This is a genomic window from Streptomyces sp. NPDC003300, assembly GCF_040610915.1.
Taxonomy (GTDB): domain Bacteria; phylum Actinomycetota; class Actinomycetes; order Streptomycetales; family Streptomycetaceae; genus Actinacidiphila.
Genome location: NZ_JBEXNE010000003.1, coordinates 89,492 through 113,567, shown reverse-complemented (window position 1 = coordinate 113,567; position 24,076 = coordinate 89,492). Strand labels below are relative to the sequence as shown.

Annotated in this window: 20 protein-coding genes, 1 pseudogene and 1 riboswitch; of the genes and pseudogenes, 17 read left to right on the top strand and 4 right to left on the bottom strand. The window is 72.3% G+C overall.

From position 1 onward, the window contains the following. Positions 1-180 precede the first annotated feature (180 nt). The 3 genes from ABZX65_RS05425 to ABZX65_RS05415 are packed head-to-tail and all read left to right on the top strand — an operon-like array spanning position 181 to position 5,301. Entirely contained in the window at positions 181-1,119 is a 939-nt protein-coding gene (locus ABZX65_RS05425; RefSeq protein WP_355334994.1) for an ABC transporter ATP-binding protein, read from the top strand. Then, positions 1,116-2,540, top strand: a complete 1,425-nt coding sequence (locus ABZX65_RS05420; protein ID WP_355334991.1) for an ABC transporter permease — start codon at positions 1,116-1,118, stop codon at positions 2,538-2,540. Before ABZX65_RS05425 ends, ABZX65_RS05420 begins: the two co-directional genes overlap by 4 nt. A 4-nt stretch (positions 2,541-2,544) precedes the next feature. Then, the gene (locus ABZX65_RS05415) at positions 2,545-5,301 is read left to right on the top strand and encodes a bifunctional YncE family protein/alkaline phosphatase family protein (RefSeq protein ID WP_355334988.1); all 2,757 of its coding nucleotides are present in this window, start codon (positions 2,545-2,547) and stop codon (positions 5,299-5,301) included. An 86-nt stretch (positions 5,302-5,387) separates the two neighbouring features. Here ABZX65_RS05415 and ABZX65_RS05410 read toward each other — a convergent pair whose 3' ends face one another. Then, positions 5,388-5,795, bottom strand: a complete 408-nt coding sequence (locus ABZX65_RS05410; protein WP_355334986.1) for a PH domain-containing protein — start codon at positions 5,793-5,795, stop codon at positions 5,388-5,390. A 231-nt stretch (positions 5,796-6,026) separates the two neighbouring features. On the opposite strand from ABZX65_RS05410, the gene ABZX65_RS05405 reads away from it, so the two are divergent. Next, the gene (locus ABZX65_RS05405; RefSeq protein ID WP_355334983.1) at positions 6,027-6,698 is read left to right on the top strand and encodes an SGNH/GDSL hydrolase family protein; all 672 of its coding nucleotides are present in this window, start codon (positions 6,027-6,029) and stop codon (positions 6,696-6,698) included. Positions 6,699-6,741: 43 nt separating this feature from the next. Here the strand turns inward: ABZX65_RS05405 and ABZX65_RS05400 are convergent, their stop codons facing one another. Further along, positions 6,742-7,605 carry a LysR family transcriptional regulator gene (locus tag ABZX65_RS05400; RefSeq protein WP_355334980.1) on the bottom strand — a complete coding sequence of 288 codons (864 nt, stop codon included), beginning with the start codon at positions 7,603-7,605 and terminating at the stop codon, positions 6,742-6,744. Between the two features lie 91 nt (positions 7,606-7,696). Here ABZX65_RS05400 and ABZX65_RS05395 point away from each other — a divergent pair, with 91 nt between their 5' ends. Then, the gene (locus tag ABZX65_RS05395) at positions 7,697-8,434 is read left to right on the top strand and encodes an SDR family NAD(P)-dependent oxidoreductase (RefSeq protein WP_355334977.1); all 738 of its coding nucleotides are present in this window, start codon (positions 7,697-7,699) and stop codon (positions 8,432-8,434) included. Between the two features lie 35 nt (positions 8,435-8,469). Here the strand turns inward: ABZX65_RS05395 and ABZX65_RS05390 are convergent, their stop codons facing one another. Next, positions 8,470-9,156 carry a TetR/AcrR family transcriptional regulator gene (locus ABZX65_RS05390; RefSeq protein WP_355334974.1) on the bottom strand — a complete coding sequence of 229 codons (687 nt, stop codon included), beginning with the start codon at positions 9,154-9,156 and terminating at the stop codon, positions 8,470-8,472. A 194-nt stretch (positions 9,157-9,350) separates the two neighbouring features. Beyond that, positions 9,351-9,421: riboswitch (guanidine-III (ykkC-III) riboswitch) on the top strand. Between the two features lie 32 nt (positions 9,422-9,453). On the opposite strand from ABZX65_RS05390, the gene ABZX65_RS05385 reads away from it, so the two are divergent. After that, positions 9,454-9,774, top strand: coding sequence for a multidrug efflux SMR transporter (locus ABZX65_RS05385; protein WP_188280976.1), 321 nt, complete (start codon positions 9,454-9,456; stop codon positions 9,772-9,774). Positions 9,775-9,791: 17 nt separating this feature from the next. Here ABZX65_RS05385 and ABZX65_RS05380 read toward each other — a convergent pair whose 3' ends face one another. Further along, positions 9,792-10,568, bottom strand: coding sequence for an SDR family oxidoreductase (locus tag ABZX65_RS05380; protein ID WP_355334970.1), 777 nt, complete (start codon positions 10,566-10,568; stop codon positions 9,792-9,794). Positions 10,569-10,773: 205 nt separating this feature from the next. Here ABZX65_RS05380 and ABZX65_RS05375 point away from each other — a divergent pair, with 205 nt between their 5' ends. The 11 genes and pseudogenes from ABZX65_RS05375 to ABZX65_RS05325 all read left to right on the top strand — a co-directional run bounded on the left by ABZX65_RS05375 (position 10,774) and on the right by ABZX65_RS05325 (position 24,050). After that, the gene (locus tag ABZX65_RS05375; protein WP_355334967.1) at positions 10,774-11,676 is read left to right on the top strand and encodes a helix-turn-helix transcriptional regulator; all 903 of its coding nucleotides are present in this window, start codon (positions 10,774-10,776) and stop codon (positions 11,674-11,676) included. 121 nt (positions 11,677-11,797) lie between these two features. After that, complete coding sequence (locus ABZX65_RS05370; RefSeq protein ID WP_355334965.1) at positions 11,798-13,942, top strand: glycoside hydrolase family 27 protein; 2,145 nt, start codon at positions 11,798-11,800, stop codon at positions 13,940-13,942. A gap of 173 nt (positions 13,943-14,115) precedes the next feature. Further along, entirely contained in the window at positions 14,116-15,408 is a 1,293-nt protein-coding gene (locus tag ABZX65_RS05365; protein ID WP_355334962.1) for an ABC transporter substrate-binding protein, read from the top strand. A gap of 1 nt (position 15,409) precedes the next feature. Beyond that, positions 15,410-16,345, top strand: a complete 936-nt coding sequence (locus ABZX65_RS05360) for a sugar ABC transporter permease (RefSeq protein WP_355334961.1) — start codon at positions 15,410-15,412, stop codon at positions 16,343-16,345. Then, positions 16,342-17,274 carry a carbohydrate ABC transporter permease gene (locus tag ABZX65_RS05355; RefSeq protein WP_355334959.1) on the top strand — a complete coding sequence of 311 codons (933 nt, stop codon included), beginning with the start codon at positions 16,342-16,344 and terminating at the stop codon, positions 17,272-17,274. Before ABZX65_RS05360 ends, ABZX65_RS05355 begins: the two co-directional genes overlap by 4 nt. Continuing rightward, entirely contained in the window at positions 17,271-19,421 is a 2,151-nt protein-coding gene (locus ABZX65_RS05350) for an alpha-galactosidase (RefSeq protein ID WP_355334957.1), read from the top strand. Before ABZX65_RS05355 ends, ABZX65_RS05350 begins: the two co-directional genes overlap by 4 nt. A 115-nt stretch (positions 19,422-19,536) precedes the next feature. After that, positions 19,537-20,295, top strand: a complete 759-nt coding sequence (locus ABZX65_RS05345) for an SDR family NAD(P)-dependent oxidoreductase (protein ID WP_355334955.1) — start codon at positions 19,537-19,539, stop codon at positions 20,293-20,295. Between the two features lie 69 nt (positions 20,296-20,364). Next, positions 20,365-21,072 (top strand): annotated as a pseudogene (locus ABZX65_RS05340) (FadR/GntR family transcriptional regulator); the annotation flags it as partial. A 161-nt stretch (positions 21,073-21,233) separates the two neighbouring features. Next, positions 21,234-22,379: a galactonate dehydratase gene (gene dgoD / locus ABZX65_RS05335; protein ID WP_355334952.1), complete on the top strand. Its 1,146-nt coding sequence runs from the start codon at positions 21,234-21,236 to the stop codon at positions 22,377-22,379. Beyond that, positions 22,373-23,260 carry a hypothetical protein gene (locus tag ABZX65_RS05330; protein ID WP_355334949.1) on the top strand — a complete coding sequence of 296 codons (888 nt, stop codon included), beginning with the start codon at positions 22,373-22,375 and terminating at the stop codon, positions 23,258-23,260. Before dgoD ends, ABZX65_RS05330 begins: the two co-directional genes overlap by 7 nt. Before the next feature lie 136 nt (positions 23,261-23,396). Beyond that, entirely contained in the window at positions 23,397-24,050 is a 654-nt protein-coding gene (locus ABZX65_RS05325) for a bifunctional 4-hydroxy-2-oxoglutarate aldolase/2-dehydro-3-deoxy-phosphogluconate aldolase (protein WP_355334946.1), read from the top strand. Positions 24,051-24,076: the final 26 nt, after the last annotated feature.

The following is a 24,076-nucleotide window of genomic DNA, read 5'->3' as shown; positions in this document are numbered from 1 at the left end:
GCGATGTAGTCGCGGAAGGCGCCGTCGCGGTCGTCGGCGCGGCGGCGTGCGGCGGCTCGGGGCGGGGCACGCGTGCACCGCGAGCGGGTCTCCTGTCGTTCTTCCAGCGTTCAACTCGTAGTCCGTGACGGCGCATTGTGCTGTCCCTAGGGTCCCTGAGGGCTGTGAAAGAAGGGACTCATGGACACTCTCCTTGCTGTCCGGGCTCGTGGGATCACCAAGTGCTTCGGTGACGTCGTCGCCCTCGACGGCGTGGATCTGGACGTCGCGCAGGGGCGGATCCACGGCCTGGTCGGACCGAACGGCGCTGGCAAGACCACGTTGTTGGGCCTGCTCCTGGGCCTGGCTGTCGCCGACGCCGGGCACCTCGACATCCTGGGCACGCCGATCGGCCGGCTGCTCGCCGCTCCCGAGGGGGTGGCCGGATTCGTGGACGGGCCGGGGCTGTACCCCTCGCTCACCGCCCGGCAGAATCTGGCCGCGCTGGCCGCCCTGCGCGGACGCGACGCGCGGACGGCGGGGATCGACGACGTACTCGACCAGGTCGGCCTCACCGACGTCGCCGACGACAAGGCGCGCGGGTTCTCCCTCGGCATGCGGCAGCGCCTCGGACTCGCCGCGGCCCTGCTCACCACACCCCGGCTGCTCGTCCTCGACGAACCGTCCAACGGCCTCGACCCGGCGGGGAAGAAGCACGTCCACGGTGTCCTCACCCGGCTCGCCGCCGAGGGCGCCGCGGTCGTGCTCTCCAGCCACCGCATGGACGACCTCGAAGCGCTGTGCTCCGACGTCACCATCCTCGCCACCGGAAGGACCGTCTTCTCCGGCCCGCTGGGCAAGTTGGCCGCCGAGAGCCGCGAACTCGACTACCGGCTGCTGACCTCGGACCAGCGGGCCGCCAGCCGGCTGGCCCATGACACGGCCGGTGTGCGTGTCGTGGACGAGGCCGCGACATGGCGCGGCGCCGACGTCCTCGTCGTCCGCGCGCCGACGCCGGCCCTGGACGACCTGGTGGCGCGGATCGTCCGCGACGGCGTCGCCGTACGAGAGGTGGGCCCGGTGCAATCGCCCCTCGAAGCCGCGTTCCTCGCCCTCACCGAGCAGGAGGCGGCCCGATGACCGCGACCGTGTCCGCGACCGACCGCCCGGCTGACGGCCATGACGGCCATGACGCCCATGACGGCCATGACGCCCATGACGGCCATGACGACGGGGCCGGAGTCCGCCGCGTCTCGGTGGCCCGCGCCTACCGCTTCGAACTGGTCAAGCTGGTGTCGCAGTGGCGCATCCGCCTGCTGGTGCTCGCCTGCTGGATCGCGCCCGCGCTCTTCGTCGCCGCGGTGAGCCAGCAGAGCACGCTCCCCTCCGACACCCTCTTCGGCCGCTGGATGCATGCCACGGGGTGGGCCGGATCGCTGGTGGTGCTCGGCTTCTCCGGCACCTGGGCGCTCCCGCTGCTGACCTCGCTGGTCGCCGGGGACGTCTTCGCCTCCGAGGACCGGCTCGGCACCTGGCGGCACCTGCTGGTGGCGGTCAGGTCGCCCGGGCGGATCTTCGCCGCGAAGGCACTGGCCAGCCTCACCGTCATTCTGCTGCTCGTGGCCGGGCTGGCCGCCTCCGGCGTGGTCGGCGGGCTGCTGTCGGTCGGCAACCACCCGCTGGTCGGCCTCGACGGCCACCTGCTGGCGCCTTCCGACGCCGCGCGTGACGTCCTCCTCGCCTGGGCCTGTGTCGTCGCGCCGACCCTCGCCCTGGCCGCGATCGGACTCCTCGGGTCGATCGCGCTGGGACGGTCCCCGATGGGTCTGCTCCTGCCCGCGCTCGTCGCGCTCGCGATGCAGCTCGCCCAGATGCTGCCGCTGCCCGTCGCCCTGCGCCTGGCCCTGCCCGGCTACGCCTTCCTCTCGTGGAACGGTCTGTTCACCAGTCCGGGACAGCTCGAACCGCTGCTGATCGGCATCGCGGTGAGCGTGGTGTGGGCCGTGGTCGCGACGGGACTCGCGTGTCTGCTCTTCCTGCGCCGCGATTTCACCGACCTCACCTCCGACGGCTCGGGGCGCCGTGCCGTCACCGCCGGACTCCTGCCGCTGACCGGCCTGTTGGCCGCGACCTTCGCGGTCATCGCCGTGGCGACCCCGTCGACGGGCTCCGGAATCGACCAGGACAAGATCCAGCGGTCGGTGGCCACCGCGTTCGCCCACCTCTACCGCGTCCAGGCCGGCGACCTGAACCGCCCCGACGTGACGGAGGAGCACCTGCGCGTCACCGCGGCGTGCAACAGGGGCGGGGGCCAGGTCGCCGCCGAGGGTCCGGGCAACGACTGGCGCTGCGTCGTCACCTGGCATCTCCCCGACGTCACGGCCGCGGGGACGGCTGTCTACCAGCTCGACGTCACCGCGGACGGGCGGTTCGTGGCCGACGGCGACGGGCCGAAGGAAGTCAACGGCTACTTCCTCGTGCGCACCCCCGTCGGGGACGCGCCGAACCCGCTCTGGCAGTTCGACGGCAACGTCGAACTGCTCCACTCCTCGAAGGGATGACTCCATGCAGGTAGCTCGCCGCCGAAGGCGTACCGAGAAACCGGAGTTCAGCATTTTCGGCAAACGCGTCGGACGCCGGGCGGTCCTGGTGACGTCGGGCGTCAGCGCCCTCGCCCTCGCCGCCACCGGCACCGCGTTCGCCCAGACGCACCAGTTCGGCACCCAGCAGGTCGGGCAGACCACCGACCGGGGCCAGGTCATCTCCAGCGACCAGTACATCGCCCCGTACGGCGACCGCCTCGTCGTCAACAACGGCAAGATCATGTCGTCCACGGTCAGCCCGGACGGCACCCACCTGGCGGCCGCGGTCACCGACGGCGGGATGGCGCTGTCCGTCGTGGACCTGAAGAGCTGGAAGGTGCAGCAGCTCATCGGCAACTCCGCCGCGGCCGACCTGCGGATCAGCGGCAATGACGTGGGACAGGAAAGCCCCGCGTACTCGCCCGACGGCTCGCAGTTGTGGCTCGGCCAGACCGACGGATACACCAAGTTCACCGTGAACGCGGACGGCAGCCTCGCCCACCCGACGGCCGTCAAGATCCCCGCCGACGGTCCCCGGCACGCGCTGGCGAGCGCGGCGGTCTTCTCGCCCGACGGCGCCACCGTGTACAGCGTGGTCAACGGCCAGAACCGCGTGGTCGCCATCAACGCCGCGACCGGATCCGTCCAGCGGAGCTGGCCCGTCGGCAACGCCCCGCGCGGCATCGCCCGGGTCGGCGACAAGCTGTACGTCAGCAACGAGGGCGGACGTCCGGCGCGTCCCGGCGAGACCACCATCAACTCGTACAACACCCAGGTGGCCGCCGACCCGGTGACCGCCGCCACCACGACCGGCACGGTCAGTGTCATCAACCTGGCCAAGCCCGACGCCGCGCCGGCCAGCATCACCGTCGGGCTGCACCCGACCGCGGTCTACGCCAAGAAGGGAGCGGTGTTCGTCACCAACACCGCGACCAACGACGTGTCGGTGATCAGGACGGCCAACGACAAGGTGGTGCAGACCATCGCCACCCGGCCGTGGCCCGAGGCGTCGGTGGGCTACGAACCCGACGCCGTGACCCTCACCGACGACGGGCACCTCCTGGTGACGCTCGGCCGCGCCAACGCCGTCGCCGTCTACCGCTACACGACCCCGCAGGAGCCGGTCAGTTACGTCGGACTGCTCCCGACGGACTACTTCCCGGCCGAGATCGCGACCGTCGGCAAGCAGGTCGTCGTCTCCAACACCCGTGGCGTGGACGCCCGTCGGCCCAGCACCGCCGCCGGGCACGGCACCCACGACACCACGTCGAGCGTGCAGCACTTCACGCTGCCGAACGACCGTGTCATCGCGTCCCAGACGGCCAAGGTCTTCCGGCAGAACGGCTGGACCAACGGCTCGCTCAAGGAGGCCGCGTCCAAGGGCCACGCGAAGCCGGTGCCGGTCCCCGCGCGGCTCGGCGACCCCTCGACGATCAAGCACGTCTTCCTGATCGTCAAGGAGAACCGGACCTACGACCAGATCCTCGGCGACCTCCCGCAGGGCGACGGCGACCCGGCGCTGACCCAGTTCGGCGAGAACGTGACACCCAACCAGCACGCGCTGGCGCGCCAGTTCGGGCTGCACGACAACACGTACGACATCGGCACCAACTCCGCCGAGGGCCACAACTGGCTGATGCAGGCGGACAATCCGGAGTACACCGAGTCCTCCGCCGGTGAGTACCTGCGCAGTTACGACACCGAGGACGACGCGCTCGGCCACCAGCGAAGCGGATTCCTGTGGACCGGCGCGCAGGCGGCGGGGAAGTCGGTGCGGGACTTTGGCGAGTTCCAGCAGTTCCTGACCAAACCCGCCGACGCGAGCTGGCAGAACCTGTACTGCGACGCCAAGACCATGGACGCCACCGGGAAGGACACCGCCTACCCGCTGGACTCCTCCTCGCCGATCCCGTCGCTCAACGCCGTTTCCGTGCCGGGCTTCCCGAAGTTCGACACCAGCGTCCCCGACGTCTACCGGTACCAGATCTGGAAGCAGGACTTCGAGAAGAACGGTCCGGCGAACCTGAACATGTTCTGGCTCTCCAGCGACCACACCGGCGGTCCCGCGAGCCCGGCCGCGCAGGTCGCCGACAACGACCTCGCGGTCGGCAAGATGGTCGACGAGATCTCGCACAGCAGGTACTGGAAGGACTCCGCCATCTTCGTGGTCGAGGACGACTCCCAGGCCGGTCTCGACCACATCGACGGCCACCGCGCCCCGATCCAGATCATCAGCCCGTACGCCCGGCACGGCGTCGTCGACAACCACTACTACTCGCAGATCACGATGATCCGCACCATCGAGCAGATCCTCGGGGTCCACCCGATGAACCAGAAGGACACGGCGGCCAGCCCGATGACCGCGGCCTTCACCAAGAAGCCCGACCTCGCGCCGTTCAACGCGCTGGCCAATCGCACCTCGCTCACCGACGGTCTGTCCACCCCGCCCTCCTGCGGCGTCGACACCCCGGCGGCGCAGGACCCCAACGCGGCGGCGGTACCGGCGGCGGCGGTCCCGGCGGCCGAGAAGCGGCTCGCGGACCAGTGGGACACCTGGAAGTCCCAGCAGCGCCTGACCGGCCCCAACGCGGTGCCCGACTACGCCAACCCGGCGCAGATGAACCACCTCACCTGGTACCAGACGCACAACTGGACCAAGCCGTACCCCGGCGAGGCCAGGATCTTCGCGCCGAACGACGTACCGGGCGCCTACATCCCGTCGTCGGAGAACGACGGCTGACGGTCCGAGCCGGATCGATCGCGAAAGGGCCCCTGGCCGGCGTCACCGCCGCCCAGAGGCCCTCCAGTCGTCCTGCCGTCTTTCCGTCAGCGGGAACGCGAGATCCGCTCCTCGGCGCCGTAGCGGTGCTCCTGGTCGCCGTCCATCGCCTCGTAGATGGTCCTCTTCAGGCCCTCGGGGTCCGGAATGTGCTTCAGGGTCAGCAGGCCCTGCTCGGAGGCCGACTCGATCTTGAGCGTGCCGCACCGGATGATCCGCTCCCACAGGGAGGCGGCGAACGAGATGTCGTTGATCCGGGCCAGCGGGATGCTGCGCCCGGTCTTGTTCACGAAGCCGACCCGCGTGTGGACCCGCTTGGTGGTCAGGATGTAGAGGGTGCCGCGCCACTTCATGAGCGGGATCAGCCAGAACCACAGCGACACGAGCGCGGCCACACCGAGCACCACGTACCTGGCGGCGTCCGTCCAGCTCTTGCCGGAGGGCAGCACCCACATACGTTTCCGCCCCCCGCCGACCACGTCGCGGCGCGGCCGGTGCCGCCGTGCTGTGTGTCGAACCCGCCGTCCATCGCCGTTGGTACCGGCAGGTGCGGACGGAATCCGGCTGGGCGGGCCGCTGGTCGGCGGGTGGCCGGTCGCGAACGGGCAGGTCGGGGACCGTACAGTGGGCGATCCGAACGGTGGTACGAACAGCGAAACGCGTGTCGGCACGGGAAAGGCCCGATCATGACGTCCCCTCTGAGCCCGCAGGTCCGCCCGAATCTCGTTCCGGACGACGGCGTCGTGCTCTTCATCGGCGACAGCATCACCGACTGCGGTCGTGACCTGGACGCGCCCGACTCCCTCGGCGACGGCTACGCGGCGATGGTGGCCGAGCGGTACGCGGCCGGGCACCCCGGCTCCGGGGTCCGCTTCGTCAACCGGGGCATCAGCGGCAACCGCGCGGTCGATCTGCGGGGCCGCTGGGACCGGGACTGCCTGGCGGTCGGCGCCGACGTGGTGTCCGTCCTGGTCGGGATCAACGAGGTGTGGCGCCGCTTCGACAGCGACGACCCCACCTCCGACGAGGAGTACGAGGACCACTACCGCACCGTGCTCGGCCAGGCCGCCGACCGGGGCAGCGCGCTGGTGCTGATCGAGCCGTTCGTGATGCCCGTCAGCGAGGACCAACTGGCGTTCCGCGACGACCTGGACGGCAAGCTGGCGGTGGTACGGCGACTGGCCGCCGACTTCTCCGCCACCCTCGTCCCCGCCGACGCGCTGATGACGCGGGCCGCCGCCGACGCCGGTCCCCGCAAGTGGACCGACGACGGCATCCACCTGACCCCGGACGGTCACGCCCTGCTCGCCGACGCCTGGCTCACCGCGGTCGGAGCGGCGCTCCCCGAGCGGGCCTGACCCCCGCGCCCCGGCCGCTTGCCGGTCGCCAGGGCCACCCGGCTCACAGCCGGGTGGCCGTGCGGACCAGGGCGGCGAGGGGGAGGGAGCGGCTGTGGGCGGGCCAGGCGATGTGGGTGACGACGGGCGGAGCGTCGCTGAGCGGGACGGCGGTGTGCTCGGCCCACAGCCAGGCGCGGGCGGAGTCGGGGAAGACGGCCATGGTGCGGCCGAGGGCGATGAGCTGGGCCAGTTGCGTCTGGTCGTGGATCTCGGGGCCAGGGCCTGGGGGATACGTGCCGTCGTGGGCCCAGCGGGCGAGCGGGAGATCGGGGAGGTCGCTGACGTCGGCCAGCGACAGGACCTCGCGCGTGGCCAAGGGGTGCCCTGCGGGCAGGATGGCGATCTGGCCCTCGGTCATCAGTTCCTCGCTGTCGAATCCGGCGAGGGAGTTGAACGGCTTGTGCATGAGCGCCACGTCGGCGCGGCCGTCGCGCAGCATCTCGCCCTGCTCGCACGTGCCGCTCGGCAGCACCTCGATCTCTGCGGCGTCCGGCTCGGCAGCGTAGGCGTCCAGGAGCTTGTGCAGCAGCTCGTGCGACGCCGCGGCCTTCACCGCCAGGACCAGACGGTCGCGGGCCCCGCCCGCGCGGTCGGCGTCACCGGCCCGGCGGGTACGGCGCGCGGCGGCGGCCGTCGCGTCCAGGGCCGCGCGGCCCTCGTGCAGCAGCACCTGACCGGCGCCGGTCAGCGCGACCCCGCGGCGGTCGCGGATCAGCAGCGTGACGCCGAGCCGCCGTTCGAGCTGCTGGATCGCGCGGGACAGCGGTGGCTGGGCCATGCCGAGGCGCTCGGCGGCGCGGCCGAAGTGCAGTTCCTCGGCGACCGCCGTGAAGTACCGAAGCTCGCGGATCTCCAAGGTGTCCATGACCCCAGCGTACGTGTGATACCTGCCGGGTATGACAGAGCACCGTATCGGTGTTGGATGCGCGGCCCGGCCGCGGGCGAGCATCGACGGTATGAGCGAAACGAAGATCGCGCTGGTGACCGGCGCGAACAAGGGAATCGGCTACGAGATCGCGAGCGGCCTCGGCGCCCTCGGCTACCGGGTGGGCGTGGGAGCGCGTGACGGGGGCCGCCTCGAAGCCGCCGTCGACAAGCTGCGCGCCGCCGGGGTGGACGCCTTCGGGGTGCCGCTGGACGTGACCGGCGACCGCAGCGTCACCGACGCCGCGGAACTCGTCGAGCGGCGGGAGGGCCGCCTGGACGCCCTGGTCAACAACGCCGGTGTCTCAGGACCGACGGGGCCGGGGTGGACGCAGGACCCGACGACGCTCGACCTCGACCTGGTCCGCACGGTCGTGGAGACCAACGTCCTCGGCGTCATCCGCGTGACCAACGCGATGCTGCCCCTTCTGCGGCGCTCCGCGTCGCCGCGCGTCGTCAACGTCTCCAGCAGCGTCGCCTCCCTGACCCGGCAGGCGGACCCGGACGTCGAGATCGGCCCGGTCATGGCGGCCTACTCGCCGACGAAGACGTTCCTCAACGCCGTCACCGTGCACTACGCCCGGCAGTTCGCCGGTACGAACATCCTGATCAACGCCGCCTGCCCCGGCCTGGTCGCGACCGACTTCACCGGCTTCCTCGGCCCCCGCACCCCCCAGCAGGGCGCGGCCACCCCCATCCGCCTCGCCACCCTGCCCGACGACGGCCCGACCGGCGGGTTCTTCGAGGACGCCGGCGTCGTCCCCTGGTAACGGCTTCCAGCACCGAGTCCCGAGGGTGCGCCGGGTCAGCCGGTGACGGCCTCGGCCGCGAGGGCGTCCTGCGCCGTGCCGCGCATGCCCGCGACGATCATGTCGACACCGCGCCGGTAGTACGCGTCGTTGCTCGCGCACGACAAGAGCGCGTCGGCGGCGGCCACGACGTGCGGGTACCGGTCGGGGGAGAGGTCGAGCAGGCTCGCCTTCTTCGCGCTGACGGCCTCCTCGCGGGACTCGGGGTCCAGGGCCGGATTGCTGCGGCCGGGCTCGGTGATGACCAGGGTCACCAGCGAGCACAGCGCCTGACCGGCGGTCTGCGCGCCCTGCTCGACCGGCAGACCGGCCGCGGAGAGCAGCGCGAGGGTGCGTTCGGTGACGACGAGACCGGGCTCCGAGGCGAAGATCCGGGTGATCACCAGACCGGCGGCGTTGGGGTGCGGGCGCAGCGCCGCGAGGAAACCGCTCAGCAGGTCGTTCATCTGCTCGTGCCACGGCCGCTCGTCCGGCTCCGGGACCCGGACGTCGGTCAGCAGCCGCTCGGTGACCGCGTCGAACAGCCCGTCCTTGTCCGGGAAGTGCCGGTACAGCGCCATCGGCGTCACGTCGTGCTGCTGGGCGACCCGCCGGATGGTGACGGCTTCGAGACCTTCGCTGTCGGCCACGGCGAGCGCGGTGGAAATCAGCTCGTCCCTGTTCAAGCGCTTGTGAGCCGCCACGGGTCCCGCCACCTCCTGGTCGACAGCCTGAGCGACACCGGATTCCTCGCCGCCGCCACTACGCAGCGTACTGCGTATACAGCCGCGAACGGTGCCGCCGAGGATCAAGGTATACGCCGTACGCATACGGGGTGTGCCTCCGGGACTGTCCCGGAAACGGCGGCCGGTCCGCACCTCGGCCGGTGGCCGTATTGCCGGAATTTGCTATAGTCGGATGAGTACCCGACGAGCGCGTCGTACCGGGACCCTGCAAAGACGGCGCACCCCCGTAAGCACGAAACCCACGGAGGTGCCCTCATGGCATGGGTCCTTGTTGTTGTCGCAGGTCTGCTCGAAGTGGCCTGGTCGATCGGAATGAAGTACACCGACGGCTTCACCCGTCCCGTCCCGAGTCTGCTGACCGGCGCGGGCATCGTGGCGAGCATGCTGATGCTCTCCCAGGCGGCGAAGACGCTGCCGATCGGTACGGCGTACGGCGTCTGGGTCGGCATCGGCGCGGCCGGTGCGGCCGTGGTCGGCATGGCGGTGCTCGGCGAGCCCACGACCGCCGCCCGGATCTTCTTCGTCTCGCTGCTGCTGGTCGCCGTGGTCGGTCTGAAGGCGACCTCCGGCCACTGACCGGCGCTGCCGACGGGTCAGCTCGGCTGGCCCGTCGGCATGACGGTGACCTGCTGGATGTTGACCCGCGGCGGCAGCGTCGCGATGAAACCGACGGTCCTGGCGATGTCCCCGGCCTCCAGGAACTCCATCGACCGCCGGGCGCCGTCCAGCCACTCCAGCGCGCCCGCGTCCGTGACGTGGGTCTGGAGTTCGGTGCCGACGATGCCCGGCTCCAGGGAGGTGACGCGCACGTTCTTCGGGCCGAGTTCGACCCGCAGATTCGTGGACAGATGCGTCACGAACGCCTTCGTCCCGCAGTAGACGGCGAAGGTCGGGAAGATGTTCCGCGCGCCGATGGACGAGGTGTTGATCAGGTCGGCGACGCCGCGCTCGGCCGCGGCGGCGATCAACTGCGGGGTGAAGGCGCCGATCGCGTTCATCAGGCCCTTGACGTTGAGGTCGATCTGCCGCTGCCACAGGTCGGTGCGCAGCTCCTCGATCGGCGAGGGCAGCATCACGCCCGCGTTGTTGAACAGCAGGTCGGCGCCGCCCAGTTCGGCCGCGACCCGGTCGGCGGCGGCCAGCAGGGCTTCCGGGTCGGTGACGTCGACCGGCAGGGCCAGCGCGGCGCCGCCGTTCTTGGTGATCCGGGCGACCAGGTCGTTCAGCCGGTCGGTGCGGCGGGCCAGCACCGCGACCTTCGCGCCGAGTTCCGCCAGGTGCTCCGCGGACGCCTCGCCGAGACCGCTGGAGGCACCGGTGACGACCGCCACCCGGCCGGTGAGGGGCTTGCTGATGTCGTGCGCGGACATGGCTGTCCACCTTTCGTGTTCGGTGTGATCCGGCGGCGGACCCTCGGTCCGCCTGCCGTCCAGCAGACCACCCGGGCAGCCGCCGCGGAGCGCCGAAAAGTGCCCTGAGCAGGCAGGTAACGGCCTGACCCGCACCGGCGAGGCAGGTACTGACAGGGCCAGTCACGACGCGCGCGGCCCGCGCGCCGCCCGCCACACTGGGGGTATGGACCGCAGCACCGACACCGCCGACTTCCTGCGCTCGCGCCGGGCCCGTATCACCCCCGACGAGGCGGGACTGCCCGCCGACGGCCGGGTCCGCCGGGTGCCGGGGCTGCGCCGCGACGAGGTGGCCCGGCTGGCCGGGGTGAGCACCGAGTACTACACCCGGCTCGAACAGGGGCGCGGCGGGAACCCGTCGCCCGAGGTGCTCGACGCGCTCGCCCGCGCGCTGCGGCTCGACACCGCCGAGCGCGAGCACCTGACCGACCTGCTGACCCGCAGGCCCGCAGGGTCCCGGCACGCGCCGAGCGGACCGCAGCGGGTTCGGCCGGGACTGCATCTGCTGCTCCAGACGCTGGAGCACGTGCCCGCCTTCGTCCTCGGCCGCCGCACCGACGTGCTGGCGTCCAACCGGCTGGCCCGCGCGCTGCTCGTCGACTTCGACGCGCTGCCCGCGACCCGCCGGAACATGGCCCGCTACTACCTGCTGGACCCCGAGGCGCGCGAGCGCGTCGTCGACTGGGAGCAGCTCGCCGCCGAGACCGTCGCCATGCTCCGGCTGGAGGCCGGCCGCTACCCGAACGACCGCCATCTCGCCGACCTGGTCGGTGAACTCACCCTGCGCTCACCGGAGTTCACCACGTGGTGGAACGACCACCGGGTGCTGCGCCGCACTCACGGGATCAAGCGCTACCGCCATCCCGTCGCGGGGGACCTGGAGTTCTCCTACGAGTCGCTGCAACCGCCCGGCGATCAGGACCAGACGCTGTGCGTCTACACCGTCGAGCCGGGCTCGCCGAGCGCCCAGGCGCTCCAGCTCCTCGGCAACTGGACGGCGCCCGCTCCGGAAGGGCGCGACGGCGGCCGGGGAAGCGGCCAGGACAGCGACCCGGAGCTGCAAATTTAAGTTAATTAGGAATTATCGTTGACAGGGTTCGGGACCGCCGCCACAGTCTTCGTCGTGGCGGCGGTCCCCGGTGTTCCGGGAGGCGGCCGTCCGCGTATCCCCAACTCTCGGGAGACCCTTCATGACTTCGCATCGTTCAGGGACGGCGCGTGCCCGGCGCGCCGTGGCGACGGCGGGAGCGGGCGTACTGCTCGCGGTCGCGGTGCCGGGGGCGGCGCATGCCGACGCCCCGGCGCGTACCGCCGCCGACGGCGCCCCCGCCTTCTACGACAGCGGCCTCGCGCCGACGCCGTACATGGGCTGGAACACCTACTACGGCCTCGGCGCCCCCACCGAGGCCCAGGTCAGAAGCGTCGCCGACCACCTCGTCAGCAGCGGTCTGCGCGACAGCGGCTACGACATCGTGTGGCTCGACGGCGGCTGGCAGGCCGACACGCCCCGCGACAGCGCCGGACGCCTGACCGCCAACCGGGACCGATTCCCCTCCGGCATACCGGCGTTGGTGACCTATCTGCACCAGCGCGGACTCAAGGCCGGCATCTACACCGACGCGGGCGACTACGACCCGGCGAACTGCGGGCTCGGCAGCCGCGGCCACTACCGGCAGGACGCCGACCAGTTCGCCGCCTGGAAGATCGACGCGGTCAAGGTCGACTTCCTGTGCGGCATCGCGGAAAAGCTCGATCCCGGCCCGGCCTTCAAGGAGTTCAGCGACGCCGTCGCGAAGTCCGGCCGCCCGATGATCCTCAACCTGTGCAACCCGCTCACCGACGACTGGGGTCTGCCGCACACCCCGGCGCAGGACGCGCACAACGCGTACGTGTACGGGCCAACCGCCGCCGACTCCTGGCGCAGTGGCACCGACATCGCCTACGGCACGCCGACCGCGGACGAGTGGCCCAATGTGCTGCGCAACATGGATGCCAACGCCTGGCACCCCGAGGCGCAGGGCCCCGGCCACTACAACGACCCCGATTATCTGATCCCGATGCGGAAGATGCCCGACGGCTCGTACGAGCTGACGCAGGAGGAGTCCACCACGCAGCTCGTGATGTGGGCGGAGATGGCCTCCCCGCTGGTCATCGGCTCCGACCCGCGCACCCTGCCCAAGGCGATGCTCGACACGCTGCGCAATCCGGAGATCCTCGCCGTCGACCAGGACCCGCTGGCGATCCAGGGCGTACGGGTGGCCACGGACGCGACCGGCGACGTCTACAGCAAGGTCCTCCAGGGCGCGGGCCGCCGCGCGGTCGTCCTGCTCAACCGCTCGGACCGGCCCGCCGCGCGCACGGTCGACTTCGCCGCCGCCGGGCTGACCGGCGACGTGGCCGTACGCGACCTGCGGGCGCGCGCCGACCGGGGCACGCGCAGCGGCTCGTACACCGTCACCGTCCCGGCCCACGGCACCGCCTTCCTGAAGCTCACCGGGCGCGACGACGCGCCCGGCGTCACGCTCGGCGGCCGGTCCACGGCGAGCCCCGCGCTGGTGCGCGACGGCGCCACGCTGACCGCGTTCACCCGTGGCGACGGCGGCGAACTGCGGGTGCGCACCGGCCGGGACGGTCACTGGCCGGCGCGTACCACCGACCTCGGCGGCCCCACCCGCGGCCGGTTCCTCGGCGACCCCGCCGCGTACGGCGGCGCGGGCGGCCGGATCGACGTGTTCGTGCGCGGCACGGACGGCGCCGCGTACCGGCGGACCTACGAACACGGCCGCTGGGGCGGCTGGCAGAGCCTGGGCGGGCGGCTCGCGGACGCGCCGACCGTCGCCTTCGACGGCCCCGACCGGTGGACGCTGTTCGCCACCGGGAGCGACGGCACGGTCCGCAGCCGCGGCCCGCGCACCGGCTGGACCTCGATCGGCGCGCCGGACGGACTGGCGCTGTACGGACGGCCGTCGGCCGTCGCCGACGCCGCGGGCCGGATCCATGTGGCGGTGCGGGCCGCGGACGACGCGGTGTGGACGCGGGTGCGCGACACCTCGGGCGCCTGGTCGGGCTGGTCGTCGCTGGGCGGCACCATCAGTGCCGCGCCGACGCTGGTCACGGCGGGCGGCACCGTCCAACTGCTCGCGCGGGCCTCGGACTACACGCTCTGGCAGCGCGGGTACGACGCCGCGAGCGACACCTGGTCGGGGTGGTACCCGCGCACGGCGTTCGTGAGCGGGGCGCTCGACGGGTCGGCCGGGGCCACGGCCGGGGCGGACGGGAGCGTGCTGGTGGTCTTCCGCGGGGTGGGCGGGGCCGTCCGCCAGAGCACGCTCTGACAGGTCGGGTACGGCGTCCGGTGTGGGATCGCGCACGGGCCACGGACGTGCCTAAGTAAATAAATTAGGAATTAATCTTGACGGCGCTCCGCCGTCACGACAGTCTGTACCAGCCGAACGAGGGCCCGGTCGTCAGGGGGCCGGGCCCCGTTCCGTGGGCGTAAGGGAGTCCCATGAACACCTCGCAACCCAGCCGCCGCCGGTTCCTCGCCGGTGCGGGCGCCGTCGGCGCCGCGGCGATGATGAGTAGCTGCGTCACCTCCGGCTCGTCCGGTGCCAAGACCCAGTCGGGCAAGGGCCCGGTCACCCTTCAGTCCAACCTGTCGTCCCCGCAGGCGAAGGCCGCGATGCAGGACCTCGTGGCCGCGTACAACAAGCAGGGCGACGGCAAGGCCAAGCTGAACACGGTCGCCTCTGAGACCTTCCGCACCCAGCTCCCGACGTACCTCACCTCCGGCAACCCGCCGGACCTGCTCACCTGGTACCCCGGCTCGGTCGCGGACTCGTACGCCAAGAGGAATCTGCTGCTCGACGTCGGCGACATCTGGGCCGAGCCGGAGCTGTCCGGCTACTCCAAGGCGCTCCAGACGCTGTGCACCTCCTCGTCGGGCCAGAAGGTGTTCGTGCCCGCCACGTACTACTGGTGGGGCGTGTTCTACCGGAAGTCGAACTTCGCGAAGTGGGGCGTCCAGGAGCCCAAGACCTGGGACGAGTTCATGGCCCTGTGCGAGACGCTCAAGTCCAAGGGCGTCGCGCCGATCGGCCTCGGCGCTGGCGGCGGCACCGCGTGGGTCGCGTCGTCCTGGTTCGACTACCTCAACATCCGTATCAACGGCGCCCAGTACCACCGCGACCTGCTCGCGGGGAAGCACCGCTTCGACGACCCCGAGGTCCGCAAGGTCTTCGACAAGTGGGCCGAGGCGCTGCCGTACTTCGACCCCAACGGCACCGCGCTCGCCTTCCAGGACGCCACCACGGCGCTGCTCCAGGGCCGCACCGGGATGATGCTGATCGGCACCTTCTTCGCCGACTCCGCCCCGAAGGGCGAACTGGACGACATCGACTTCTTCCGCTTCCCGGTGATCGACGCCAAGATCCCGATGGCCGAGGAGGGCCCCACCGACGGCTACTTCGCCAGCGCCCGCACCGGCCACCGGGACGAGGTCAAGGACTTCATGCGGTATCTGGCCACCGCCCCGGCGCAGGAGACCTACATCAAGGGCTCCTCCGGCACCGCGCTGCCGACCAACCCCAAGGCCAAGGACAGCGGCACCCCGCTGGTGAAGAAGGGCCGCGCGCTGATCGAGAGCGCCGCCGAGGTCACGCAGTTCTTCAACCGCGACTCCAGCGACGCCCTCCAGCCGACCGCCGACACCGCGCTGACGAAGTTCCTGGCCAAGCCCAAGGAGATCGACTCGATCCTCACCACCTGGCAGCGGGACGCGCAGAAGATCTGGAGCCAGTGAGATGGCGGTGCTCACCGCGACCCGCGCGGACCCGGGCAAGAAGCCGGGGAAGCCGAAGAAGCGCAAGCAGGCGACCCGGGTCCCGCCCGTCGTCCTCGCCTTCGTCCTGGTCCCGCTGCTCGCCGAGGGCTTCTGGGTCTTCTGGCCCGCCCTCCAGGGCTTCTACCTCTCGCTGACCAAGTGGGACGGGGTCTCGGCGCCGCGGTTCATCGGCCTGGGCAACTACCGGGAGATGGTGCACGACAGCGTCTTCCACACCGCCGTGCTCGACACCGTGCTGTGGCTGGTGCTCTTCGGCGGCCTGTCCGCCGCACTCGGCCTCGGCGCGGCCCTGCTGCTCCAGCAGGAGCGGCGCGGGGTCGGCTTCTACCGGGCCGCGCTCTTCCTGCCCGTGGTGTTCTCGCTGACCGCGACCGCCCTGGTCTGGCAGGCGATGTACCAGCCGGACGGCCTGATCAACCACACCCTGTCCGGCCTCGGACTCGGCAGCCTCACCCACCCCTGGCTCGCCGACCAGGACACCGCCTTCTACGCCGTGATCGTGCCCGCCCTGTGGCGGCAGATCGGCTACGTGATGGTGCTCTACCTGGCCGGACTCAAGGGCATCGACCCGATGCTCTACGAGGCCGCCAAGGTCGACGGCGCCTCCCGCTGGCAGCAGTTCCGGCACATCACGCTGCCGCAGCTCAGCAGCGTCAACGCGGTCGTGCTGTCGGTCATCATCATCGACTCGCTGCGCTCCTTCGACGTGGTGTGGGCGCTCACCCGCGGCGGCCCGTACCACTCCTCCGAACTGCTCAGCACGTACATGTACTCCACCGCCTTCCAGTCCCTGCGGCTCGGCTACGGTTCCGCGCTCGCCGTCGTGATCTTCGTGCTGGCGTTCGGCGTGATCGCGTCGTACCTGGTGCGCGCCTTCAAGGAGGCCGACTCATGACCGTCACGCACGCGGGCGCCGACGCGGCGCCGACCGCGGACCGTACCGGCGAGGACGCGGGTGCCGGTGCGAAGGCCGCGCGCGGCGGGAGCCGTCGGCCCGACCGGCGCCGGGCCTGGGGGACCGCCGCCTTCCACACCGGCGCGGGACTGCTGTCGCTGATCTGGCTGATCCCCATCGTCGTCGTACTGGTCACCAGCACCCGCTCGTTCGACGACATCGCCGCCAACGGCCTCGGCGGCCTGCCGCACTCCTTCACCCTCGACGGCTTCCGCCAGGCGTGGGTCGACGGCGGACAGCAGCGCGCGCTGATCAACAGCATGCTGGTGTCCGTCCCCACCGTGCTGATCTCGCTGCTGCTCGCCTCGATGGCCGCCTTCGCGCTCAGCCGCTACGACGTGCCGCTGCGCCGCGTACTGCTGCTGGTGATGCTCAGCGGCAATCTGCTGCCGCCGCAGATCCTGCTGATCCCGGTCTCCAAGCTCAGCGAGCAACTGGGCTTCTACGACTCGCTGTACGCCCTCATCGGCGTCCAGGTCGGCTTCGGCGTCGGCTTCTACGTCTTCGTGCTGCACGGCTTCATGCGGTCCATCCCGCCGGAGATCCAGCAGGCCGCCGTCATCGACGGAGCGGGCCCCTGGCAGATCTACACGCGGATCATCCTGCCGCTCGCCAGGCCCGCGCTCGCCGCGCTCACCGCGCTGTCGTTCACGTGGATCTTCAACGACCTGCTGTGGGCCATCACCGTGCTGCGCACCGACAGCAAGATGCCGATCACCGCGTCGCTGATCGGCCTCCAGGGCCAGTACGTCTCTATGTGGAACGTCATCGCGGCCGGTTCCGTGATCGCCGCCGCCCCGACCGTCATCGTCTTCCTCCGATTCCAGCGGCACTTCGTGGCCGGACTCAACCTGGGAGCAGTCAAGTGACCCCGTCCGCAACGCCGTCGGCCGCACCGTGGCTGCTGCGCACCGACACCACCACCTACGCCGTCCGCCTCGGCGGCGACGGGCGGTGGGCCGAGGTCGCCGCCTGGGGCCCGCACGGCGCCGAGACCGGCCCGTCCCCGCTGGACTGGTCGCGCCGCACCCACTACATCACCCCCGCCGACGCCGCCCCGGCCGAATACCTGCCCCAGGGCATGCGTCCCTTCGGCGGCGCCGACCTCGTCGTACGCCGCCCCGACGGCGAACGCGGCGTGTGGTGGACCTTCGAGCGCGCCACACAGGACGACGACCGGTCGCTGCGCCTGGACTTCACCGACGACCACCTCGGACTGCGGGTCGCGCTGCGCTACGAGACCGTGCCCGGCACCGACGTACTGCTGCGCTGGACCGAGCTGACCTGCACGGGACCGGACGAACTGCGCCTGGAACGCCTGGACTCCGCCGCGATCAGCGTCCCCGTCACCGACGGCGGGGGCGCCCGGCTCACCTACCTCACGGGCCAGTGGTCGCAGGAGTTCCAGCGCACCCAACTCGACCTCGTCAGGGGCCGGTTCGAGATGGCCTCCACCCAGGGAGTGCCGGGCCACGCCTACGCGCCCTGGCTCGCGGTCCAGGACGCCGCCGCCCCGCAGGAGGGCGACACCCCCACCTACGGCATCGCGTTGGAGTGGTCGGGCAACTGGCACATCACCGCGGACGCGGAACCCGGCGGGATCGTCCGCGTACGCGCCGGGCGGCTGCCGCACGAGGAGTCCGTCCGCCTCGCGCCCGGCGCCACGCTCACCACCCCGCGCGTCGCCTGCGCCTTCAGCCCGGAAGGGCTCGACGGACTGACGCGGATCTGGCACGCGTACGAGCGCGCGCTGAGCGGCGAGCGGCTGCACCGTACCCGCAAGGTGCAGTACAACTCCTGGGAGGCCACCGGCTTCGACGTCGAGGCCGACGCGCAGCTCGAACTGGCCGCCGTCGCCGCCGACATGGGCGTCGAACTCTTCGTCGTGGACGACGGCTGGTTCCGCGGGCGGCGGGACGAGACCGGGGGACTGGGCGACTGGACCCCGGACCCGGCCAACTTCCCCGAGGGATTCGACGGCTTCATCGAGCGGGTCCGCGCCACCGGCATGGACTTCGGCCTGTGGGTCGAACCGGAGGCGATCAGCCCGCGGTCCGAGCTGTACGCCAAGCACCCCGAGTGGGTGTACCGGATCGACGGCCGCCCGGCGACCCTCGTCCGCGAGCAACTGCTGCTCGACCTCGGCCGGGTGGACGTGCAGGACTTCGTGATCGCCACCTTGGACCGGCTGCTCGGCGAACACGCCGTCAGCTACCTCAAGTGGGACATGAACCGCCCGCCGACCGAGCGCGGCAGGCCCGACACGGGACCGGCCGCGGGCCAGGACCTCGACGCCGACCACGTCGCCGGATACCTGCGGGTCCTCGACCACCTGCGCGCCCACCACCCGCACGTCACCGTCGAGGGCTGCGCGGGCGGCGGCGCCCGCATCGAACACGCCACGCTGGCCCGTACCGACGTGGTCTGGCCCAGCGACAACACCGCGCCGCTCGACCGGCTCGCCATCCAGTACGGCTATCTGCACGCGCACGCCCCGCACACCATGAGCTCCTGGGTCACCGACGCGCCCGGCGTCTTCGACCCGCGGCTCCGCTCCCTGGCCTTCCGCTTCGTCCTCGCCATCGCGGGCGTGCTCGGCATCGGCGCCGACATCCGCGCCTGGACACCGGAGCAGCGCACCGAGGCGGCGGGCTGGATCGCCCGCTACAAGGAGATCCGCGACGTCGTCCACCACGGCACGGCCCGGCTGCTGAACGGCCCCGCCGATCCGACCTGCGGTGTCCAGTACGAGGAGCGCGGCGGCGCGCGGGTCGTGGTCACCGCGTGGAGCACCGGACGGCTCGACGGCGCGCCGCTGGTCCCCGGACGCGCCTCGCGGCTGCGGCTGCGCGGCCTGGACCCCGCCGCCCGCTACACCGACACGGCGGACGGGACGGTGTACAGCGGGGCGTATCTGCTCCACAGCGGCCTGCCGTTCGGCTGGACCGGTCGACACGACGCCGAACTCGTCGTGCTGGCGCGGCAGGAGGCCGCCGACGGCTCCGGGCGTCACTAAAGTCGCGGGAGGCCCGGACCGGTCCGACCGCACCGAGCGACCCGACCGCACCGAGCGACCCGACCGCACCGACCGTACCGACCAGCCCCACCGTACCGAGGAGCAGGACCAGCACATGAACGCAGCACTCCGCTTCGCCGACAAGGTGGCCGTGGTCACCGGAGCCGCTTCCGGGATCGGCGCGGCCACCGCAGAACGGCTCGCGGCCGAGGGCGCCGCCGTGGTCCTCGCCGACATCGCGGCCGACCGCGCCGAGGGCGTCGCCGCGGGCATCCGCGAGGAGGGCGGCCGGGCGGTGTCCGTACGGGCGGACGTGTCCGACCCCGAGGACTGGGAGCGGATCGTCGCGGTGGCGCACGCCTACGGCCCCGTGGCGGCCCTGGTCTCCAACGCCTACACCGTCGACGTGGCCCCGGCCCACGAGATGTCCGTCGCCTCCTGGGAGCGTCAGCTCGCGGTCAACCTCACCGGCGGCTTCCTCGGCTTCCGGGCGCTGCTGCCCGACCTGCGCACCGCGCGCGGCGCCGCCGTCCTCACCTCCTCCGTCCACGCGCACAAGGGCATCCCCGGCCACCCCGCCTACGCGGCGGCCAAGGGCGCGCTGCTGTCGCTGAGCGGTCAACTGGCCGTCGAGTACGGGCCCGAGGTCCGGGTCAACGCGGTGCTCCCCGGTCCGATCCTCACCGCGGCCTGGGACCGGGTGCCCGAGGAGGACCGGGCCCGCAGCGTCGCGGAGACCGCGGCGCGCCGCTTCGGCCGCCCGGAGGAGGTCGCCGCGGCCATCGCCTTCCTCGCCTCGGACGACGCCTCGTACATCACCGGTTCGAGCCTGCTGGTGGACGGCGGCTGGAGTGTCACCAAGGCCTCGGCCTGACCGCCGCCGACCACCATCGCCGTACCTCACCCGGGGTACCCCACCCGACCTGGAGAAAGGCAGAACGACATGACGCCATACGCGCGCCGCGGAGTGCACGGGCAGACCGTGGAGACTCTCGCGCGCCGGGTGCTCAGCGGCGAGATCCCCGAAGGGGCGACACTCGATCTCGTGGCGTTGCAGAGCGAGTTGGACGTCAGTCTCACCGCGCTGCGCGAATCGCTGAAGGTGCTGGCGGCCAAGGGGATGGTCGACGCGCGGCAGAAACGCGGCACCTTCGTCAGAGCCCGCGCCGACTGGAATCTGCTGGACGCCGACGTGCTGCGCTGGCAGTTCGCGGGCGGCACCGGCACCGGGGCCGACCTGGGGCTGCTGCGCAGCCTCGGCGAGGTCCGCGGGATCGTCGAACCGGCCGCCGTACGGCTGGCGGCGGTGCGCCGTACCGACGGCGACCTGGTCGCGCTGGACGCCGCGCTCACCGCGATGGGTGAGGACGAGGGCGGCGCCGCGCACGCGGTCGAGGCCGACCTCGCCTTCCACCGCGCCCTACTCGCCGCCACTCACAACGAACTGCTGGAGCGGATGGAGATGGTGATCGAGTCCGGTCTCGCGCACCGCGACGAGATCGTGCACAGCTCCCCGCACGGCCAGGACCCGGTGCCCAGCCACCGGGCCGTCCTCGACGCGGTACGCGACCAGGACCCGGACGCCGCCGAGCGCGCCATGCGGGCCCTGCTCGACCAGGCCGTCCGCGACCTGGACCTGGTGCACGGCTCGGGCGCCGAGGCGGTCGAGGGGTCCGGCGGGTCCGGGACAACCGGGGCATCCGAAACGGCGCGGGCATCCGAAACGGCGCGGGCATCCGAAACGGCGCAGGCATCCGAAACGGCGCGGGCAACCAAGGAATCCCAGACCTCCACGGCTTCAGAGGCGGCGAAGTGAAGATAGTGCGCGTCGAGACCTTCCTCGTACCGCCCCGGTGGCTGTTCTGCCGGATCGAGACGGACGAGGGCGTCGTCGGCTGGGGCGAACCCGTGGTCGAGGGGCGGGCCGAGGTGGTGCGCGCCGCCGTCGACGTGCTGGCCGAGTATCTGATCGGCCAGGACCCGCTGCGGATCCAGGACCACTGGCAGGTGCTCACCAAGGGCGGCTTCTACCGCGGCGGCCCGGTGCTCTCCAGCGCCGTCGCCGGTCTCGACCACGCGCTGTGGGACATCGCGGGCAAGACGTACGGCGCCCCCGTGTACGGCCTGCTCGGCGGTCCGGTCAGGGACGCGGTCCGGGTCTACGCCTGGGTCGGCGGCGACGAGCCCGCGCGGCTCGCGGAGGACGTCGGCGCGCAGGTCGAGGCGGGCTTCACCGCCGTCAAGATGAACGCGGCCGGCCGCACGTCGGCGCTCACCACGCCCGCCGAGACCGCCGCCGTCGTGGAGCGGGTGGCCGCCGCGCGCCAGGCGCTCGGCCCCGGACGCGATGTCGCCGTCGACTTCCACGGCCGCTTCACCGCCGCGGGCGCCCGGCGCGTGCTGCGTGAAATCGCGCCGCTGCACCCGCTGTTCGTCGAGGAGCCGCTGCTGCCGGAGCTGGGACATCTGCTCGGCGGCCTGGTGGCCTCCACCGAAGTGCCGATCGCGACCGGTGAACGCCTGTACGGGCGTGCGGAGTTCCTGCCCGCGCTCACCGCGGGCATAGCCGTGGCGCAGCCGGACCTCTCGCACGCCGGGGGCATCACCGAGGTGACGCGGATCGCGTCGCTCGCCGAGACGTACGGCGCCCAACTCGCCCCGCACTGCCCGCTGGGGCCGATTTCGCTCGCCGCCAGCCTCCAAGTCGCCTTCTGCACGCCGAACTTCCTCATCCAGGAGCAGAGCCGCGGCATCCACTACAACAAGGACGCCGACCTCCTGTCCTATCTGGTGGACACCGAGCCGTTCCGCTTCGTGGACGGCCAGGCGCAGCGCACCGGGCTGCCGGGGCTCGGGATCACCGTGGACGAGGCGGCGGTACGCGCCGCCGACCGCGGTGGGCACGCCTGGCGCAATCCGGTGTGGCGGCACGCCGACGGGTCGTTCGCGGAATGGTGACAGCGCTGACCGGGGCGGCGCTTCCCGTACGGATCGTCACCGACTGTGCGCACGGCGGCCGTTGGACGTCGCTGCGGGCCGGGGACCGCGAATGGCTCTGGCACCGGGACGAGCCGCGCCGCGCGGGCGTCGCGCCCGGTGACGCCTTCGCCGACGCGGGCGGTGTGGAGGAGTGCCTGCCCACCGTCCGGGGCGTCCCCGACCACGGCGACGTGTGGTCGCGCCCCTGGCGGCGCGAGAACGGCGGGGACGGCGCAGATGGCGCGGATGGCGCGGACCGGGTCGACCACCCCGACTTCCGGCTCACCCGGCGGATCGGGGGCGGCCCCGGCGGCGGCGCGGTGGTCGACTACCGGCTGACCGCCGCGCCCGGCTACCGCTTCCTGTGGGCCGCCCACGCGCTCCTCGACGTGTCGCGGGACGGCCGGATCGAACTGCCGCCCGGCGCACAGGCCCTGCACTACCCGGACGGGGGTGCGCGGCGCGAGCCGTTCACCTGGCCGTCCGTCGGGGGCACGGGCGACGGGACGCCTACCCGCTTCGACCTGCTCGGGCCCGACGACGGTACGGCGAGCGGCGCGGTCGTCGAGGCCGCGACGGCGACCGTGCGCGACGGGACCGACCGGCTGCGGTTCGCGCTCGACGTGGCCGGTCAGCCCGCGTCCATCGCCCTGTGGCGGAATCTGGGCGGCTTCCCCGAGGGCGCGCCGTACCGCTCGATCGGCGTGGAGCCGATGCTGGGCCGGGTCTTCGACCTGGCGACGGCGGGGGAGGGGGACGCGGCCCGCGTGCCCGCGAGCGGCGAGGTCCGCTGGCGGCTCACGGTCACGGCCGCCGGTGCTTCCGCCGCCACCGCCGCCGCGTCCGCCCCGGACCGCTGAACCCTCGACGGGATCGGCTGACCGTGTCCGGCTCACCACGACCGGCTCACCGCACCGCGACCGGCTCACACCGACCCCACCGCCCGCCCCGGCCCCACGCCGTCCGAATCACCGCAACAGGAAAGGAACATCACCCGTGGACCTGCTCACCGCGCTGCGCGCCCACCGCCTCGTCGCCATCGTGCGCGGCGACGACGAGGACGCGTCGCTGCGCACCGTACTGACCCTGGTCGAGGAGGGCGTCGCACTGGTCGAGGTCTCGCTCAGCGGCCGGAACGCGCTCGGCGTCATCGCCGCGGCCCGGGCCGCCCTCGGCCCCGACGCGCCGCTCGGCGCGGGCACCGTCCTCACCGAGCAGGACGCCAAGGACGCGCACCGCGCCGGGGCCGACTTCGTCGTCACGCCCGCGGTCGGCGAAGGCGTCAGCGCCGCACGGGAGTTGGGCCTGCCCGTGCTGGCCGGAGTGATGACGCCCACCGATATCGTCACCGCGCGGCGGCTCGGCGCCACCGCGCTCAAGCTCTTCCCCGCCGAGCAAGCGGGCGGCCCCGGCTACCTCCGTGCCCTGCGCGGCCCCTTCCCCGACCTGCCCTTCGTGCCCGTCGGCGGCGTCGACATCCCGGCCGCCCGCGCCTACTTCGCCGCCGGAGCCCTCGCGGTCGGCGTCGGCTCGCCCCTCATCGGCGACGCGGCGAGCGGCGGCAGCCGGACCGCGCTCCGCGCGCGGGCCAGGGACTTCCTCGCCGCCGTCGCGGAGACGGACGCGCCGAGCACGCGGGCCGCGCGATGACCGGGAGTACGACGGGACGGGGGCAG

What these genes read in the sequence shown, in the direction of transcription:
- ABZX65_RS05330 (WP_355334949.1), top strand. Translation starts at nt 22,373, where the DNA reads ATGGTGACAGCGCTGACCGGGGCGGCGCTTCCCGTACGGATCGTCACC.
- ABZX65_RS05375 (WP_355334967.1), top strand. Translation starts at nt 10,774, where the DNA reads ATGGACCGCAGCACCGACACCGCCGACTTCCTGCGCTCGCGCCGGGCC.
- ABZX65_RS05345 (WP_355334955.1), top strand. Translation starts at nt 19,537, where the DNA reads ATGAACGCAGCACTCCGCTTCGCCGACAAGGTGGCCGTGGTCACCGGA.
- ABZX65_RS05380 (WP_355334970.1), bottom strand. Translation starts at nt 10,568, where the DNA reads ATGTCCGCGCACGACATCAGCAAGCCCCTCACCGGCCGGGTGGCGGTC.
- ABZX65_RS05395 (WP_355334977.1), top strand. Translation starts at nt 7,697, where the DNA reads ATGAGCGAAACGAAGATCGCGCTGGTGACCGGCGCGAACAAGGGAATC.
- ABZX65_RS05405 (WP_355334983.1), top strand. Translation starts at nt 6,027, where the DNA reads ATGACGTCCCCTCTGAGCCCGCAGGTCCGCCCGAATCTCGTTCCGGAC.
- ABZX65_RS05370 (WP_355334965.1), top strand. Translation starts at nt 11,798, where the DNA reads ATGACTTCGCATCGTTCAGGGACGGCGCGTGCCCGGCGCGCCGTGGCG.
- ABZX65_RS05355 (WP_355334959.1), top strand. Translation starts at nt 16,342, where the DNA reads ATGACCGTCACGCACGCGGGCGCCGACGCGGCGCCGACCGCGGACCGT.
- ABZX65_RS05425 (WP_355334994.1), top strand. Translation starts at nt 181, where the DNA reads ATGGACACTCTCCTTGCTGTCCGGGCTCGTGGGATCACCAAGTGCTTC.
- ABZX65_RS05385 (WP_188280976.1), top strand. Translation starts at nt 9,454, where the DNA reads ATGGCATGGGTCCTTGTTGTTGTCGCAGGTCTGCTCGAAGTGGCCTGG.
- ABZX65_RS05420 (WP_355334991.1), top strand. Translation starts at nt 1,116, where the DNA reads ATGACCGCGACCGTGTCCGCGACCGACCGCCCGGCTGACGGCCATGAC.
- ABZX65_RS05360 (WP_355334961.1), top strand. Translation starts at nt 15,410, where the DNA reads ATGGCGGTGCTCACCGCGACCCGCGCGGACCCGGGCAAGAAGCCGGGG.
- ABZX65_RS05400 (WP_355334980.1), bottom strand. Translation starts at nt 7,605, where the DNA reads ATGGACACCTTGGAGATCCGCGAGCTTCGGTACTTCACGGCGGTCGCC.
- ABZX65_RS05365 (WP_355334962.1), top strand. Translation starts at nt 14,116, where the DNA reads ATGAACACCTCGCAACCCAGCCGCCGCCGGTTCCTCGCCGGTGCGGGC.
- ABZX65_RS05410 (WP_355334986.1), bottom strand. Translation starts at nt 5,795, where the DNA reads ATGTGGGTGCTGCCCTCCGGCAAGAGCTGGACGGACGCCGCCAGGTAC.
- ABZX65_RS05415 (WP_355334988.1), top strand. Translation starts at nt 2,545, where the DNA reads ATGCAGGTAGCTCGCCGCCGAAGGCGTACCGAGAAACCGGAGTTCAGC.